16 protein-coding genes and 1 pseudogene are annotated in these 16,451 nt (G+C 71.0%); 8 read left to right on the forward strand and 9 right to left on the reverse strand.

What is annotated here, in order from left to right:
- Positions 1-13: 13 nt before the first annotated feature.
- From ACIBJC_RS35665 to ACIBJC_RS35675, 3 genes are read right to left on the reverse strand one after another with little or no spacing between them, the layout of a single operon-like run.
- A complete protein-coding gene (locus ACIBJC_RS35665) occupies positions 14-340 on the reverse strand; it encodes a DUF1048 domain-containing protein (protein ID WP_399299928.1) in 327 nt (108 codons plus the stop codon).
- A 1-nt stretch (position 341) separates the two neighbouring features.
- Complete coding sequence (locus ACIBJC_RS35670) at positions 342-698, reverse strand: DUF1048 domain-containing protein (RefSeq protein WP_399299931.1); 357 nt, start codon at positions 696-698, stop codon at positions 342-344.
- Positions 695-1,021, reverse strand: a complete 327-nt coding sequence (locus ACIBJC_RS35675) for a PadR family transcriptional regulator (protein ID WP_329824775.1) — start codon at positions 1,019-1,021, stop codon at positions 695-697. Before ACIBJC_RS35675 ends, ACIBJC_RS35670 begins: the two co-directional genes overlap by 4 nt.
- A gap of 271 nt (positions 1,022-1,292) precedes the next feature.
- On the opposite strand from ACIBJC_RS35675, the gene ACIBJC_RS35680 reads away from it, so the two are divergent.
- Together ACIBJC_RS35680 and ACIBJC_RS35685 are read left to right on the forward strand one after the other, a co-directional pair.
- Positions 1,293-2,705, forward strand: a complete 1,413-nt coding sequence (locus tag ACIBJC_RS35680; RefSeq protein WP_399299934.1) for an MFS transporter — start codon at positions 1,293-1,295, stop codon at positions 2,703-2,705.
- Entirely contained in the window at positions 2,702-3,940 is a 1,239-nt protein-coding gene (locus tag ACIBJC_RS35685) for an FAD-dependent monooxygenase (protein WP_399299937.1), read from the forward strand. Before ACIBJC_RS35680 ends, ACIBJC_RS35685 begins: the two co-directional genes overlap by 4 nt.
- An 8-nt stretch (positions 3,941-3,948) precedes the next feature.
- Here ACIBJC_RS35685 and ACIBJC_RS35690 read toward each other — a convergent pair whose 3' ends face one another.
- Both ACIBJC_RS35690 and ACIBJC_RS35695 read right to left on the reverse strand, forming a co-directional pair.
- Complete coding sequence (locus tag ACIBJC_RS35690) at positions 3,949-4,641, reverse strand: response regulator (RefSeq protein ID WP_399299940.1); 693 nt, start codon at positions 4,639-4,641, stop codon at positions 3,949-3,951.
- Entirely contained in the window at positions 4,638-6,077 is a 1,440-nt protein-coding gene (locus ACIBJC_RS35695; RefSeq protein WP_399299942.1) for a histidine kinase, read from the reverse strand. Before ACIBJC_RS35695 ends, ACIBJC_RS35690 begins: the two co-directional genes overlap by 4 nt.
- A gap of 385 nt (positions 6,078-6,462) precedes the next feature.
- Here ACIBJC_RS35695 and ACIBJC_RS35700 point away from each other — a divergent pair, with 385 nt between their 5' ends.
- Positions 6,463-7,311: a helix-turn-helix transcriptional regulator gene (locus tag ACIBJC_RS35700; protein ID WP_399299946.1), complete on the forward strand. Its 849-nt coding sequence runs from the start codon at positions 6,463-6,465 to the stop codon at positions 7,309-7,311.
- Between the two features lie 36 nt (positions 7,312-7,347).
- Here the strand turns inward: ACIBJC_RS35700 and map are convergent, their stop codons facing one another.
- Positions 7,348-8,166 (reverse strand): type I methionyl aminopeptidase, encoded by an 819-nt coding sequence (map, locus tag ACIBJC_RS35705; protein WP_399299949.1) that lies wholly within the window; start codon positions 8,164-8,166, stop codon positions 7,348-7,350.
- A gap of 100 nt (positions 8,167-8,266) precedes the next feature.
- Here map and ACIBJC_RS35710 point away from each other — a divergent pair, with 100 nt between their 5' ends.
- Entirely contained in the window at positions 8,267-8,533 is a 267-nt protein-coding gene (locus ACIBJC_RS35710) for a helix-turn-helix domain-containing protein (protein WP_399299952.1), read from the forward strand.
- 34 nt (positions 8,534-8,567) lie between these two features.
- On the opposite strand, the gene ACIBJC_RS35715 is transcribed toward ACIBJC_RS35710, so the two are convergent.
- Positions 8,568-9,302 carry a DUF4232 domain-containing protein gene (locus tag ACIBJC_RS35715; RefSeq protein WP_399299955.1) on the reverse strand — a complete coding sequence of 245 codons (735 nt, stop codon included), beginning with the start codon at positions 9,300-9,302 and terminating at the stop codon, positions 8,568-8,570.
- A 189-nt stretch (positions 9,303-9,491) separates the two neighbouring features.
- On the opposite strand from ACIBJC_RS35715, the gene ACIBJC_RS35720 reads away from it, so the two are divergent.
- From ACIBJC_RS35720 to ACIBJC_RS35735, 4 genes are all read left to right on the forward strand, one after another.
- On the forward strand, positions 9,492-10,913 hold the full coding sequence (locus tag ACIBJC_RS35720; RefSeq protein WP_399299958.1) for a helix-turn-helix domain-containing protein: 1,422 nt from the start codon (positions 9,492-9,494) through the stop codon (positions 10,911-10,913).
- Between the two features lie 366 nt (positions 10,914-11,279).
- On the forward strand, positions 11,280-13,733 hold the full coding sequence (locus ACIBJC_RS35725; protein WP_399299961.1) for an ATP-binding cassette domain-containing protein: 2,454 nt from the start codon (positions 11,280-11,282) through the stop codon (positions 13,731-13,733).
- A gap of 64 nt (positions 13,734-13,797) precedes the next feature.
- Positions 13,798-14,931, forward strand: a complete 1,134-nt coding sequence (locus ACIBJC_RS35730) for a hypothetical protein (protein ID WP_399299964.1) — start codon at positions 13,798-13,800, stop codon at positions 14,929-14,931.
- 44 nt (positions 14,932-14,975) lie between these two features.
- A complete protein-coding gene (locus ACIBJC_RS35735; RefSeq protein ID WP_399300206.1) occupies positions 14,976-15,599 on the forward strand; it encodes a histidine phosphatase family protein in 624 nt (207 codons plus the stop codon).
- Positions 15,600-15,723: 124 nt separating this feature from the next.
- Here the strand turns inward: ACIBJC_RS35735 and ACIBJC_RS35740 are convergent.
- Positions 15,724-15,885, reverse strand: a pseudogene (locus ACIBJC_RS35740) (DUF397 domain-containing protein); the annotation flags it as partial.
- 184 nt (positions 15,886-16,069) lie between these two features.
- Positions 16,070-16,435: a DUF6281 family protein gene (locus ACIBJC_RS35745; RefSeq protein WP_399299967.1), complete on the reverse strand. Its 366-nt coding sequence runs from the start codon at positions 16,433-16,435 to the stop codon at positions 16,070-16,072.
- Between the last annotated feature and the right edge of the window lie 16 nt (positions 16,436-16,451).

Raw genomic sequence — 16,451 nt, forward strand, 5'->3', positions numbered from 1 at the left:
CGAGCAGGTCGTGTTACTTCTCGGCCGTGCCGGGCTCCCCTCTGATGGACTCCTGATAGATGTCCGCGTGGGTGCGCGAGTCCTTGATGAGGTTGTCGCTGAAGGCGGCGACGTCGTTGCCGATGAGTTCCAGGACCCCTTTGCCGGCCGCCACGCCCTCCTCGAAGAAATCGACGATCTCCGAGAGCAGGTGCCCGTCGGGCAGGTCGACCGGTCCGACCTTGAAGAGGTACCTCTGCATCTCCTTGTAGACGATCTGGTAGTCCGGCGGCAGCGCCTGGACCCGCGCCATGTGCGCCCACCACTGCTTCTTGCCCTGGATGATGTTCTGGATGCCCACGTCAGCCTCCTAGCCGGCCCAGTTTCTTCGCGACGTTCCTGTTCAACTGCTGGCGCCACCGGTCGCGATAGTCCCGCGCCCCTTCTCCGCCGGTCAGCGCCGCGCAGAAGCCGCCGATGTCGTCGCCGAGCACCTCACGGATGCTCTGCCCGTCCGCCGCCGTTTCTTCGAGCAGCCCCAGGACGCCGTCGAGAATCGGCATCAGGTTGCGGCCCGTGAAGTCCGCGTGGGGGAAGACATGAACCTTGATCTGGTCCCACGCCGCCCGGTGGTCGGCCGGCAATGCCTCGGCCCGGGCTTCGAACGTCTTCCACTCCCTCGTGAGGTCGCTGCCCGTGACGGTCTCCCAGAAAGTCATCGCCCACCCTCCTTGAGCTTGTCGATCCGTGAGGAGAGGTACTCCCATTTCGCCCAGAACGTCGCGAGCTCTTCGCGCCCCGCGTCGTTGAGCGCGAAGAACTTGCGCGGCGGACCCAGTCCGGACGGCCGTTTCGTCACCTGGACGAGCCCGTTCCTCTCCAGCCGCAGCAGGATCGTGTACGTCGTCCCCTCGACGACGTCGGCGAAGCCGAGTTCGTTCAGCCGACGTGTGATGGCGTACCCGTAGGTCTCCTCGCTGTCGATGATGTGCAGCACGCAGCCTTCGAGCGTGCCCTTCAGCATCTCCGTCAGATCGTCCATCGCGAGCCTCTTCACCCTCCCAGTACTATGTAGCACCAAATACCACTACACGGTATCGCAGAGTAGTGGATGTGCCTAGCGTTCAGGGGCCCCGAGTTGAGGTCCGAGTCGGCCTGTGGTGCGCGGGCACCAGGACGCGTGAGCGGCTGGTCCGGGCGCACCAGGGGAGGACGGTGGCGGGGGACGATGCCCGGTGGGGCGCCGGAGGGAAGGGTGGGAGGCGCGTGGATCCCACGCAATCCCCCTTGCCTGGCGGCGTCTGGAGTTGTCCATGTCCGAAGCTGTGGTGTCCCCGGTCCGTATCGTCCGTATCGGGAGACCGTCGATCGGTGCCCTCGGCGTCCTGGCGCTCGCCCTCGGCACCTTGCAGTCGGTGGTGGAGCCCGCGCTCCCGCTGTTGCAACGCGAGTTGGGGGTCAGTCCCGCCGAAGGGGCGTTGGTCGCCAACACCTTGCTCATCACCGGCGCGGTCGTCGCCCCCGTCGCGGGCAAACTCGGCGACCGTTACGGCGGAAAGCGGGTGCTGGTCCGGCTGATGGCCGTGGTCGCGGCCGGTGGTCTGCTGGCCTCCTTGGCGCCGAACCTGCCGGTGCTGCTGCTCGGTCAGGTGTTGCAGGGCGTCATGGTGGGTGCGCTGCCCCTCTCGTTCATCCTGGTGCGCAAACACCTCCCGGCGGGAGAGTCACAGGTGGCCATCGGGGTGGTCGTCGCGCTGTTCACGGGCGGCGGCATGGTGGGAACGCTGACTGCCGGGCCGATCGCCGAAAACCTGTCCTGGCACGGGATGTTCGCGCTGCCGACGATCGCGATCATCGCGGCGACATGGGCCGTGACGCGGCTGATGCCGCATGATCCGCCGGTCCGGTCGGACGCCAGGGTCGACAGGATCGACTGGCTCGGCGTGGTCCTGCTCAGCGGCACGCTGCTCGCGCTCATGCTCGGCCTCGTGACGGTGACGAGCGCCGGCCTGCCGCCCCTCGCGGTCGGTGCCGTCGCGGTGGTCGTGGCCGCCCTCGCGACCGGATGGGTCGCCGTCGAGCGCCGGGCGGCCTCGCCGATGGTCGATCTGCGCATGCTGGCCAGGCCCGCGATGTGGCATGCGTGCGTGCTCACCCTCGTCATCACCGTCAGTTCCGGGATGGTGCTCTTCCTGCTCCCGCAGATGTTCGCGATATCGGCGGACGGGTACGGCTTTGGAGGCAGCACCACCGACATCGGCCTGTTCCTGCTGCCCGGCGCCATCGCCGGGGCGGTGAGCGATTCGGTCGGCGGGTTCGCGGCGCGGCGTTTCGGTCCGCGTGCCGTGGTCGTCGTGGGCACCGTCGTCACGGCGGCCACGTTGATCGCCCTGGCGTCGCTGCACACCGCGGCATGGCAGCTCGTCCTCGCGAAGGTGCTGACCGCGTTCGCCGCGGGCGTCGGCACCACGGCGCTGCTCGCCGGCGCCGCCACCGCCGTCGAGACCAAGGACATCGGCATCGCCACCAGCCTGCTCGTGGTGACCCGCGTGATCGGCATCGCCCTGGGTGTCCAGATCGGCGGCGCGATCCTCGCCGCCGGGTCCGACCCGGTGACGGGCCTGCCGGCCGAATCGGCCTTCGCCACAGGCTTCGCCCTCGCCGGCCTCGTCGCCGCACTGTCCCTGCTCGTTGTCCGTATCACGAGGAAAGAAGCCCAGGCATGACATCCACCGGTCTGTCGATGAACGCCAGGACACACACGAAGCGCACCGTGCTGATCTCCGGGGCCAGCATCTCCGGACCCGCGCTGGCGTACTGGCTGCGCCGGTCCGGCTTCGCGGTCACCGTGGTGGAGAAGGCGGGCGCACTGCGCGGCGGCGGGTACCCGATCGACATCCGCGGCACCGCGACAGAGGTGGTCCGGCGGATGGGGATCCTGCCGCAATTGCGGGACGCGCACATCGACTCGCGTCGCTGCACGTTCCTCGACGCCGAGGGCGGCGAAGTGGCCTCGGTCAGCCCGCGCGCCGTTGCCGGCGGCGTCGAGGGACAGGACCTGGAGGTACGTCGTGGCGATCTGGCCACGATCCTCTACGCGCTGGTCCGCGACGACGTGGAATTCCTGTTCGACGACTCCATCGACACCCTCGACCAGTCCGGACCAGGGGTCGACGTCACCTTCCGCAGTGGGCGACAGCGTACGTTCGACGTGGTGGTCGGCGCCGACGGCATGCACTCACACACCCGGGAGACCGTGTTCGGCCCCGAAGAGCAGTTCCACCGCTACCTCGGCTACTGCTTCGCCATCTTCACCATGCCGAACACCCTCGGGCTCACCCGCGAGGTCATGCTGTGGAACACCCCGGGGAAAGCCGCGGCCCTCTACGCCGTCGGGGACAACGACAAGGTGCACGCCTTCCTCAACTTCCACCATCCGGAACCGCCGTTCGACGCCCTCCGGAACCCCGAGGCTCTCCGGAACCCCGACGCCCAGCGGGACTTGGTCGCCACGGTCTTCGCAGGCGCGGGATGGGAGGTCCCCGGCATGGTCAACGCCCTGCGCGACGCGGATGACCTGTTCTTCGACACGGCCGGTCAGATCCGTATGCCCCACTGGTCCAGCGGTCGCGTCGCGCTCGTCGGCGACGCCGCGTACGCGCCCTCGTTCCTCACCGGACAGGGCTCAAGCCTCGCACTGGCCGGTGCCTACATGCTCGCCAACGCCCTGGCCACGAACCGGGACCACACCGCGGCCTTCGCCGCCTACGAACACGGCGTTCGCGGGTTCGTCACCATGAATCAGGCACTGGTCGACAACGGTGCGGCCACGCTCTTCCCCACCACGGCGCGGGCGCTGGAGCAACGCAACACCATGCTCCGTGGCCTCGTCACCCTGCCCTCCGCACCGGCACGGCCCGCCCACTCGGCCCTTACGCTGCCCGACTTCCCCCCGGGCTGAGCGGCGGACTACGGCAGGCGGTCGGTGCCATCGTCGGGGGCGGCGCGGGCCAGGCCCGTCCGGTAGGCGATGACGACGAGTTGCGCCCGGTCGCGGGCCTCCAGCTTCGTCATGGCGCGCTGCACATGGGCGCGTACGGTGAAGGGGCTGAGGAACATCCGCTCGGCGATCTCCTGGTTGGACAGGCCGGTCGCGACCAGAGCCACCATCTCGCGTTCGCGCGGGGTGAGTACGGCGAGCTGTTCGCGGTGGTACGGCGGGGCGTCGTCCGGTGTGGCCAGGAAACGCGCGACCAGGGAGCGGGTCGCGGCGGGGGACAGAAGGGTGTCGCCGTGGGCGATCGTACGCACGGCCTCCATCAGGTCCTCGGCCCCGATGCCCTTGCCGATGAAGCCGCCGGCCCCCGCGCGCAGCGCCTGGGCGACGTACTCGTCGGTCTCGTACGTGGTGAGGATCAGGATGCGGCTGGCACGCAGTTCCGGGTCCGCGCAGATCTCCGCCGTGGCGGTGAGACCGTCCACCTCGGGCATACGGATGTCCATGACCACCACGTCCGGGCGCAGCTCCCGGGTGAGTCTCACCGCCTCCCTGCCGTCGGCGGCCTCACCGACCACGGTGATGTCGTCGGCGGTGTCGAGAAGCATCCGGAAGGCCTCGCGCAGCAGGGCCTGATCGTCGGCGAGCAGCACGCGGAGCGTCATGGCGCGTCCCCTGTCTCTCCGTCGCCCGTCACTTCCTTGGTGGCTGTCGCTCCGTAGGCCATGCGCCCCTCGGCGGCTGTCGCTCCGCCGGTGCTCCGCGTCGAGTCCTTGGCGGGCGGGAGGGGCAGTCGGGCGGAGACGAGGAAGCCGCCCTCCGGGCGGCTGCCCGCGGAGAGGTGTCCCCCGACCGCGCCGGCACGTTCCCGCATCCCGATCAGACCGTAACCGGGCGGCCGGTCCGGTCCCGTGGACGCGCTCGGTCCAGTGGACGCGGTCGGTCCCGTGGACGCGGTCGGTCCCGTGGATGCCCTCGGTCCCGTGGATGCCCTCGGTCCCGTGGATGCCCTCGGTCCCACAGGTGCGCTCGGTCCCACAGATGCGGTCGGCGTCGTACGGGCGGCCCCTCCGTCGTCGGTGACGGTGATGGTCACGTGGTCGCGGTGCCAGGCGAGGCGCACCCGGGCGCTCCCGGTTCCGGCGTGCTTGGTCACGTTGGTCAGGGCCTCCTGGACGATGCGGTAGGCGGTGAGGTCCACTCCCGGCGGCAGCGGTCTGGCCGTGCCCTCCTGGTGCACCGACACCTCCAGGCCCGCGCGGCGGAAGGATGCGAGGAGCGAGGGAAGGCGGGACAGTCCGGGCGCCGGTTCGGCGGGGGCGGCAGTGTCCCCGGACTGGCGCAACAGGCCGACCGTGGCCCGCAGTTCGTCGAGCGCGTGGCCGGTGGTCTCGACGAGCTCCTTCAGGCTCTTACGGGTCTGCTCCGGGCGGGCGTCGAAGAGGTGGGCGGCGACCGTGGCCTGCGCGTTGGCCAGGGTGATCTGATGGGCCACGAGGTCGTGCAGTTCCCGGGCGATGCGCACCCGTTCCTCGGCCACTCTCCGGAGCGCCTCGCTGTCCCGGCTCTCCTCGGCCCGCCGGGCCCGCTCCTCCACGGCCGCCAGGTAGGCCCGCCGGTTCTGCACCGAGTGCCCGAGTACGCCGGCCACCAGCGGGAACGCCGCCACCAATCCCAGCCTGCTCGCGTCCTGCCACGAAAGAGCCCCGAACAAGGGGGTGGAGGCGACCAGCAGCGCTGCGGAGGTGAGCAACACCGCGCTCACCGCGCGCCGTTCGGTGCGCACGGTGAGCGTGTAGGAGTAGACGGTGAGTACGGCGGGGGCCACGATGAGCGGGCTCAGCAGGAGACCCAGGGGCGGCACCAGCACACCGCACGCGGTCGTCGCCGCCATGGCGGCCACGGGCGCCCGGTGCCGCACCGGCAGCACGGCGCAGGACACCACGGCGACGAGGCAGGCGGCGGCGGGCGGCGGTGACAGCGTGCCGTCGGCCCGCACCGCGCCGCCGAGCAGACAGAGCACGAACGCCGTCGCCGTGATCGCGCACTCGCGCCACCATGTGCCGTGCGGTCGCGGGCCACCGCCGCCCGTGTCCGTCATGGCCGGCTCAGTGCCCCACCCTCGATATCCCCATATCCCCATTCGGCAGCACCCGGTTGAGGATACGGGGCAGCCACCGGGCCCGGAACACCGAACGGGCCCCGGCACCTGGGGAGTTGTCGGGAAAGGCCGCCATCTGCTGATCACTCCGGACACCGCCGGGCAAGGGGAACGTGCGGGATTCAGCGGAACGCGCGGGATGCACACGCCGCCCACCCTTCCCTCCGGCGCCCCGCCGGGCATCGTCCCCCGCGACCGTCTTCCCCTGGTGCGCGGGCACCAGCCGCTCACCTGTCCTGGTGCCCGGTCACGTGCTGCCCGGTCACATGCTGCCCGGGTGCGGCACACCCAGGCGGCACACCGAGTCGGCGCCTAGCCTGAACGCATGGACGACAACCACCTCGGGGACTTCCTGCGCGCACGCCGCGCCGGCCTGCGGCCGGAGGACGTCGGCATGGCGAGCTACGGCACCCGCAGGGTCGCCGGACTGCGCCGTGAGGAGGTCTCCGTCCTGGCCGGAGTGAACGCCGACTACTACACCCGCCTGGAACAAGGGCGCGAGCGCCACCCCTCGCCCCAGGTGGTCGACGCCCTCGGTCGCGCGCTGCGCCTCGACGAGGACGCCCGGGCGCACCTGTACCGGCTGGCCGGGGTCGCGCCGGTCGACCGGGCCTCCGGCCGTTCCGTCGAGCAGGTCGGCCCGGCGCTGCGCCAGTTGATGGACGGCTACCCGAACACTCCCGCGTTCGTCATGAGCCGGACCCTGGACCTTCTCGCCGTCAACGCCCTGGCCGACGCCCTCTACGCCCCGTTCACGCCGGCGGACAACCTGGCCCGCATGACCTTCCTCGACCCCGCGCGACGGCACTTCTACACCGACTGGGACCGGGCGGCCCAGGCCACCGTCGCCCATCTGCGCGAGGCGGCCGGGTTCGACCCGGACAGCCCCCGGCTGCGCGACCTCGTCCACACCCTCACCGAGCACAGCGCGGACTTCGCCCGCCTCTGGAACACCCACGCCGTACGCGGGAAGACCCACGACGCCAAGCGCTTCCTCCACCCGGACGTCGGGCCCCTCACCCTCACCTACCAGGCCTTCGACGTACGGGACGCCCCCGGCCAGCAGCTCGTCATCTACCACGCCGAACCGGGCAGCCCCAGCGCCCAGTCCCTCCACCTGCTCGGCTCCATCCACGCCACCCGGCGCCGGCCCGAACCCCGGCCCCACCGCTAGACGGCCTCTCGTCCGGCGTCCCCGATGAAGCCCTCGTCAGCGTCGGGTCGCCGATGATTCCCGCTTGTCCTTCAGCGCCTCGTCGCTCCCGGGGCGCCGGGTGAGCACGAGCGGGCCGGTCTCGGTGACGGCGACCGTGTGCTCGGAATGGGCGGTGCGCGAGCCGTCGGCCGAGCGGATCGTCCAGCCGTCCCGGTCGTAGACGATCTTGTTGGTGCCGGCCGCGAACCAGGGCTCGATCGCGATCGTCAGGCCGGGACGCAGCTTCCAGCCGCGGCCGGGGCGACCGTCGTTGGGGATGTGCAGGTCCTCGTGCATCGTGCGGCCGATACCGTGACCGCCGAACTCCAGGTTGACCGGGTAGCCGTACTCGGCGGCGACCGCGCCGATGGCGGCCGAGATGTCCCCGAGCCTGTTGCCCGGCTGGGCGACCTTGATCGCGGCTTCCAGGGCGACCTCGGTGGCCTCGATCAGCCGCAGGTCCTCCGCGGCCGGGGTGCCGACGACGACCGAGTGGGCCGAGTCCGCGGACCAGCCGTCGATACTCACCGCCATGTCCATGGTCAGCAGGTCGCCGTCGCGCAGCGTGTAGCTGTGCGGCAATCCGTGCAGCACGGCGTCGTTGACCGAGAGGCACACCACGTTGCGGAACGGGCCCTTGCCGAACGAGGGCTCGTAGTCCCAGTAGCAGGACTCCGCGCCGCGCTCCTTGATCCGGCGGCGGGCGTGATGCTCCAGGTCCATCAGGTTGACCCCCACCGCGGCGAGGTCGGCGAGCTCGGCCAGCACCTGGCCGACGAACTGCCCGGTGACATGCATACGCTCGATGTCCTGAGGGGATTTGTGCTCGATCACTGCGATCCTCGATTTCTCCGGGGCGACCGACAGGTATATTTATACCAGTGGCCGGCTGGAGTGGTTGCCGCCGAATCATCCGCGCCTCTAGCATGTGCGGATGGTTCGCTACCCGCTCGCCCCCGAACAGATCGAGGCGGGCCGACGCCTCGGGGCCGCGTTGCGCTCCGCCCGGGCCGGACGCAGCCCCGTGGAAGTGGCCTCGGCGGCGGAGATCTCGCCGGAGACCCTCCGCAAGATCGAGACCGGCCGGCTGCCGACCCCCGCGTTCGGCACCATCGTCCGGCTCAGCGAGGTGCTCGGCGTCCCCCTGTCGGAGCTCGCCTTCGTCTGGCGCACCGACCCCGCCCTGAGCAAGGTCTCCTAGACCCTCCGCGGGTGAGCTGCCGGCCGCCGCTTCGTCACCAGTTGATGGCGCTGTCCATCGACTGCTGCCAGTACGTGACCTTGAGCGAGTCGTCGATGTACATGCCCTCGGCGGGCAGTGCGGGGGTGGCACCCTTGCCGACGCTCTCACTGCCGGAGCGGCCCTGGAAGTAGACGGCGAGGGACTTCTCCGTACGGCCGTGTCCGGCGCTGCCGTCGGCGGCGGACAGGTTGACGGAGGCGTAGCCGGACTGGCCCGGCTCAAGGGTGACGACGGCCTGCGGCTGGGAGTCCTCGATGACCGGCGGCACCGACTGGGCCTCGCCGAATCGGACGGCCGGGTAGCCGTACAGGTAGCAGGTGGCGCTGCCGGTGTTGGTGACGGTGAGGAGCATGTGGTTGACCGGGCGGGTCAGCGGGGCCGCGACCGTCTTGGTCTGGGAACCCTCACAGGTGACCGTCTTCTTGGAGGAGGCGGCCTCCTTCGCGGCGGGGGCGTTCTCGTCGGGCTTCGAGGCGGTGGCCGACCTCGCGTCGCCTGAGGAGGAGCCGCCGGAGGAGCCGCCGGAGTTGCCGCCGGACGATCCGGAGCCGGGCTCCGCCGACGCGGGGTCGGTCGTGGAGGGCGGGACCGTCGAGGAGGAACGTGTCGCCTTGCCCTCGTCGGCCACGCCCGTTCCGTCGCTGCACGCGGTCAGGGAGAACGCGGCGAGTGCGACGGTCGCGGCGGCGGTCAGGAGGCGGGAGCGGGAGTTGCGGACGCTGGACATGTGGCGGTGGCCCCTTCGGTGTTCGGGTGGGTGTGGTGCTTGGATGACCGAAGCTTGTGGGGTGACCCGTCCCAGCCGCCATGAACAGCGGGGAGTTCGGGACGCTGGAACGCTGAAACGGGCTCTGACCAGGCGAAACATAGTTCCCCTGGAACGGGTGAATGGGACAGGGGGAGGATCGTGGAACGAGTGTCGGATGCGACCGGTGCCGGGGGCACGGACATGTTCGCGGCGCTGCTGCGGGAACTGAAGGACCGCTCGGGGCTGAGCTACGGAACGCTCGCCAAGCGGCTGCACATGAGCACGTCGACACTGCACCGCTACTGCAACGGCACCGCGCTGCCCCACGAGTACGCACCGGCGGAGCGCTTCGCCCGGGTGTGCCGAGCGACGCCGCAGGAGCTGGTGGAGCTGCACCGGCGCTGGATCCTGGCGGACGCGGCACGAAGGGGCAGGCCGGAGCGGGCCACGGCGCTGGATCCGGTCCCGGAGGTTCCGGTCCCGGAGACTCCGGTCCCGGAGACTCCGGCCCGGGAGACGGGGGCGGATCAGGCGGCCGGGGCTGCGGAGGCCAAGGCGGCGGACTCGGCCGGCGCGGCGGCACCGTACGGACCGGGCGGACCGGGCGGACCGGGCGAAGACGACGGTGAGCCGGTGGTCGCCGACATGCCGCGCGAGCCCGCGGCGCCACGGCGACGCCGTGGCGCGCTGATCGCCTCCGCCGTGGTGGCCGCCGTACTGGGAGCCGTGGTGCTCGCCGTCCAGGTCCCCTTCGGCGGGGGCGGCAACGATACGGAGGGCCACCGGGCGGCCGATGGCACCTCCGCGACCACCGGACCGGCGGACACCGCCGAGCCGTCGGCGACGGGCTCCGCCACGCCTTCCCCTTCCTCAAGCGGCGAGAGCCCCGGCCCGTCCGCCTCCGTCTCCGCCGTCGAATCCGGCGGGGCCACCCCCCGCGCCTCGAAGGGCGGCGGCGAGCGGGGCGCGGCCGAGCCCCCCGGTGACAGCGATGTCGTACCGCTGAACATCGCCACCCGCCCCTACGTCTACGACGACCCGTGCAGCCAGCATTTCCTCGTCGACAGCGAACCCGAGCATGTCGGCCCGCCCGCGGGCGAGCCGGACGCACCGCGCTGGGCCGCTGTCTACGGCGCGGTCTCCTCCGGGGAGCAGCGGGTCGCCCTGACCGTTCAGGGCAGCGGGCGGGACACGGTCGTCCTGAACGAGCTGCACGTACGCGTCGTCTCCAAGGGCGCCCCGCTCGCCTGGAACGACTATTCGATGGGGGTCGGCTGCGGCGGTGGCGTCGGCACCAAGTCGTTCGACATCGACCTCGACAACGGCAGCCCCACGGTCACCGTCAAGAACGGCCAGCGCGACTTCCCGTACCAGGTCAGCGAGTCCGATCCCGAGGTCTTCTACATCACCGCGCGCGCCAGGGCGCACGATGTCCGCTGGGAACTCAGCCTGAACTGGTCCAGCGGCAGCCGCCGCGGCACGGTGCGCATCGACAACGACGGCACCCCGTTCCGTACGAGCGCCGACGCCGGCCGCCCCGGGTACGACTACCCGCTGGGCGGCGGCGAGTGGATCGAACGGGAGGGCTGACCGGCCCCGCGGGCCCGCTGCGGCGTCCCCCGCCTCGTGTCCGCGGACAGACGCCCCCGTGTCCGCGGACAGACGCCCCCCGTACTCCGCGGACCGATGTCCTCGTATCCGGTGCGGCTGTTCCGGTGCGGTTATCCTTCGACACATCGACGCGCTGCCGCAGCGGCGGGGTGACCGTTCCGCCGCGCCGACCGGCCGCGGCCCGGGTGCGGTGGCCGCCCCGTACCGCTGGTTCCGCACCTCCCGCCGGAAACCGCAGGGGGCGCCCCCGCGTCACGGATGCCCCGCGTCACGGATGCCCGCCTGACAGATGCCCGCGCAACGGATACTCGCGCAACGGATGCCCGCGTAACAGATGGAGACACGATGAGCACGGTCCCGAGGACGGCCGCCCAGCCGCCCGCGCCGCACGCCGCCGACAGTCACGAGCTGATCCGCGTGCACGGCGCGCGGGAGAACAATCTCAAGGACGTCAGCGTCGAGATACCCAAGCGCCGGCTGACGGTCTTCACCGGCGTCTCCGGCTCGGGCAAGAGCTCCCTGGTGTTCGGCACGATCGCCGCCGAGTCCCAGCGGATGATCAACGAGACGTACAGCGCCTTCGTGCAGGGCTTCATGCCGACGCTGGCGCGGCCCGAGGTCGACGTACTCGAAGGGCTGACGACCGCGATCATCGTCGACCAGCAGCGGATGGGGGCCGACCCCCGCTCCACCGTCGGCACCGCCACCGACGCCAACGCGATGCTCCGTATCCTCTTCAGCCGGCTCGGGCAGCCGCACATCGGGTCGCCCGGCGCGTTCGCCTTCAACGTCCCCTCGGTCCGGGCGAGCGGGGCGATCACGGTCGAACGCGGTGGCCGCAAGGCCGAGAAGCAGACCTTCAACCGCACCGGCGGCATGTGTCCGCGCTGCGAAGGCCGGGGCACCGTCTCCGACATCGACCTCGCCCAGCTCTTCGACGACTCCAAGTCGCTCGCCGAGGGGGCGGTCACCGTCCCCGGCTACAAGACGGACGGCCACTGGACGCTGCGGATCTTCACCGAGTCGGGCTTCCTCGACCCGGACAAGCCGATCCGCGACTACACCGGGACCGAGCTGCACGACTTCCTCCACCGCGAGCCGACCAAGGTCAAGGTCAACGGCATCAACCTCACCTACGAGGGGCTGATCCCCAAGGTCCAGAAGTCGTTCCTCGCCAAGGACCGGGAGGCGATGCAGCCGCACATCCGGGCGTTCGTGGACCGGGCGGTCACCTTCACCGCCTGCCCCGCGTGCGACGGCACCCGGCTCGCCGAGGCGGCCCGGTCGTCACGGATCGGCGGGATCAACATCGCCGACGCGTGCGCGATGCAGATCAGCGACCTGGCCGCATGGGTCCGCGACCTCGACGAGCCGTCGGTGGCGCCGCTGCTCACGACGCTGCGCGACACCCTCGACTCGTTCGTGGAGATCGGCCTCGGCTACCTCTCGCTCAGCCGGCCGGCGGGCACGCTGTCGGGCGGCGAGGCGCAGCGCGTGAAGATGATCCGGCACCTCGGCTCCTCGCTCACCGACATCACGTACGTCTTCGACGAGCCCACCACCGGTCTGCACCCGCACGACATCCAGCGGATGAACGGCCTGCTGCTGCGGCTGCGGGACAAGGGGAACACGGTGCTCGTGGTGGAGCACAAGCCGGAGACCATAGCGATCGCCGACCATGTCGTCGACCTCGGCCCCGGTGCCGGTACGGCGGGCGGCACCGTCTGCTTCGAGGGCGGCGTCGAGGGGCTGCGGGCCGCCGGCACGCTCACCGGACGCCACTTCGACGACCGGGCCGTCCTCAAGGAGACGGTACGCAAGCCCACCGGCGCGCTGGAGATCCGCGGCGCCACCGCGAACAACCTGCGGGACGTCGATGTCGATGTCCCGCTCGGGGTGCTGGTCGTCGTCACCGGCGTCGCCGGCTCCGGCAAGAGCTCGCTCGTGCACGGATCCCTGGTCAAGGGCGCCGGGGCCAAGGGTTCCGGTGACGGCGGTACGGAGGACGGCGACGGTACGGGGGGTGCCGACGCGGGGGTGGTGTCGATCGGGCAGGGTGCGATCCGCGGGTCGCGGCGGAGCAACCCGGCGACGTACACCGGACTGCTCGACCCGATCCGCAAGGCGTTCGCCAAGGCCAACGGGGTGAAGCCGGCGCTGTTCAGCGCCAACTCCGAGGGCGCCTGCCCACAGTGCAACGGCGCCGGTGTCCTCTTCATGGACCTGGGGATGATGGCCGGCGTCTCCACGACCTGCGAGGAGTGCGAGGGGAAGCGGTTCCAGGCGGCGGTGCTGGACCACCACCTCGGCGGCCGGGACATCAGCGAGGTGCTCGCGATGTCGGTGGCGGAGGCCGAGGAGTTCTTCGGCGCAGGTGAGGCGCGTACGCCGGCCGCGCACGCCATCCTCGGCCGGCTCGCCGACGTCGGGCTCGGCTACCTCAGCCTCGGCCAGCCGCTGACCACGCTGTCCGGCGGCGAGCGGCAGCGGCTCAAGCTCGCCACGCACATGGCGGAGAAGGGCGGCGTCTACATCCTCGACGAGCCGACCACCGGCCTGCACCTCGCCGATGTCGAGCATCTGCTGGGCCTCCTCGACCGGCTCGTCGACTCCGGCAAGTCGGTCATCGTCGTCGAACACCACCAAGCGGTCATGGCACACGCCGACTGGATCATCGACCTCGGCCCGGGCGCGGGCCACGACGGCGGCCGGATCGTCTTCGAGGGCACCCCCACCGACCTCGTCGCCGCCCGCTCCACCCTCACCGGCGAGCACCTCGCGGCGTACGTCGGCGCCTGACCGGGAGCGCGGCGGGGGCCAGGGGGCTTCCCGTGGTCGTGGGGCCGGGGGACAATCACCCTTTGTGACGATCACAGAGACCAGCGGGCCCGTCGAGTCCCGCCGCGCCGGACCCGCCACGCTGCTGGCCAGTGTGCTGACCGGCGGGGCGATCGGCGCCGCGGTGGCGTCCGTGGTGGTCGGGATCATCCTCGGGAAGGCCACGCTGTGGGGCGCCGGTGCCGGGTTCTTCCTGCTCCTCGTCCTGGTCACCACCGTCTCGGGACGCCGGGAGCGGGCCCGGACCCCGCGGGCCGAGAAGCGTAAGGCCCTCGCGATGATCGAGAGCCGGCGGGCGACCAGCGGTGAACTGGCGGACGTTCCGATCAGTTTCGTCCTGACCGTCGCTCCGGAGGACCGCGCCGCCTACCGGGTCGCGTTCTCCCAGGCGGTCAATCTCGTCGACATCGCCGACTATCCGCCGCGCCGCGTCGTGGTCGTCGAGTACCCCGCGCACGAGCCGTGGGACGTCAGCATCGTGACCCGGCCGGATCAGGAGTGGGCACGGCGGGCCGCCGAGGCGTCGATGGACTCCGCCCCCGAGTCCACGCTCGTCAAGAACCCCAACCGGGAAGGAACACACTGCCTGCTCTCCCTCCTGGCGCTCCTCCTCGGCGCGGCGGTCATCGTCCTGCTGTTCCGCGCCGATCTGTTCCGGGAGGGCGACGGGGACGGCGTGAACGGGAACGGGGACGGCGGCAGGGCCGGGGGCGCCGAGGTCTCGGTGTCCGCCTCGGCCTCCGTGTCGTTGCGTACGACCTCCGCGCGGACCACCGAGTCAATGCTGGCGGAGGGGCAGATGCGCCGGACCGTCGAGGCGCTGGCCACGGCGGGGGTGTCGACCGCCGTCGAGTTCCGGATCGAGGAGCACAGCATGTGGGCCAACGGCACCGGCGGCGTCAGTGACAGTGGTACGGGTGCTGGTGAGCCGTCGATCGAGCTGCGCTCCCTCCCGTACGAGCGGCTCCCCGCCCTGGTCCGCGAGGCGCGCACCACCTCCGGCATCGGTGACGACGGCTCCTGGCGCATCGACATCGGCCACGAAGCGAAGACCGGCCCCCTGGTCATCCGCGTGACCGTCACGGACCCCCGCGGATCCGCTACTCTCCGCGCGGACGCCCAGGGCCGCGTCACCGAACGCGCCGCCGCGCCGCGCTGACCGCGGCGCCGTCCTGCACACGCACGGATCGAGAGGCACAGACGATCATGAGCACCGCCCCCCGTTTTCTCTATCTCGCCCGGCACGGCGAGGCCTCGGCGGACGAGACCGCGCTGACCGGGAACGGCCGGCGCCAGGCCGTACTGCTCGGCCAACGGCTGCGCGACGTACCGCTGTCGGCGGTGCACCACGGTCCGCTCCCCCGGGCCGTGGAGACGGCCACACTGCTCGCCGCCGAACTCGACGGCGTACCGCTGCGCGCGTCGGAGGCGGCCGGTGACTACATCCCGCATCTGCCGGGGAAGGCGGAGCTGCCGCCGGACTCCGCCGACGGCCTGCTCGGTTTCCTCGCGGGGGTGACGGAGGAGGAGGCCAGGCTCGGCGCCGCTCTGGCGCGTGAGGCGCAGGCGGAGTTCACCGGTCCGGTGGCCGGTGACACGCCCCGCCATGAGCTGGTCGTCACGCACAACTTCCTGGTCGGATGGCTGGTACGCGCGGCCCTCGACGCGCCCGCGTGGCGCTGGATGGGCCTGAACTTCGCCAACACCGCGCTGACGGTGATCCGTTACGCGCCCGGCCGGCCGCCGTCCGTGCTCTGCGCGAACGACCTGCGGCACCTGCCCGACGAGCTGCGCTGGACCGGCTTCCCGCCCGAACTCCACGTCTGAGAGGGCATTTGATCTAGCCGAATTGCCCTTTAAGTCCTAGTAGGTTCCTCGCCAGGTTGGTGTGGTCTCGTCCGTTATGCGCTTGGCAAGGAACCTACTAGGCATAAGCGTCCATTCGGCTACATCAAACGCCCTCCCAGAGGCCCGACCGCGCACCCGCGACGAACTCGGCCCAGGCGGCGGCGTGGACGATGAGCGCGGGGCCGGCTTTGCGCTTGGAGTCGCGGATGCCTACATGGCCGGTGGGGGCGAGGTGGGCGACCTCGACGCAGTTGGTACCGATCTCCTGGCTGTACTGAGGACACCGCCGACACCCTGGAGACCATGCGGGACAAGCACCTGGAGCAGGCCCGTACGGTGCACGCCGTGGTCAGTGCGCACTGGCAGCTGCACCCCCGCCCAAGGAGAATCTCACAGTTGTCAGTGCGGGGCGTAGCTGCAGTTCACACAGCGGTGCCCCGCACCTCGTGTCATGGGCCGTCGATCAGTTTCTGTACCTCTGGCGGAAGCTTCGAGCCGGAGTAGGAGGCGACGAATACGGCTTCTTCCGGTGTGTCTCCGACGGCGATGGCCACCTTGGCGGAGATCCCGTTCACCTTGTAGGCGGTCTCCGTGGTCCCAGCTTCCTCGGCTTCGTCCTGGCCGCCGGTGTCGTCACAAGGCGGTTTGGTGGCGGCGCCGAGCTTGTCGGCGACCGTGAAGTCCACATTCGCAACGTCTCGATACGTTCGGCCTTGGTAGGTGAACTGGAGTGCGCAGGACTCCCCTCCTTCACCGCTGCTGCTGTCGGCCGTGCATGCGGCTGCTGACACCACCATAGTTGTCGCCAGCAGCATGCCCGCAGACCGTCCG

This window comes from Streptomyces sp. NPDC050509, assembly GCF_044457965.1.
Classification (GTDB): domain Bacteria; phylum Actinomycetota; class Actinomycetes; order Streptomycetales; family Streptomycetaceae; genus Streptomyces.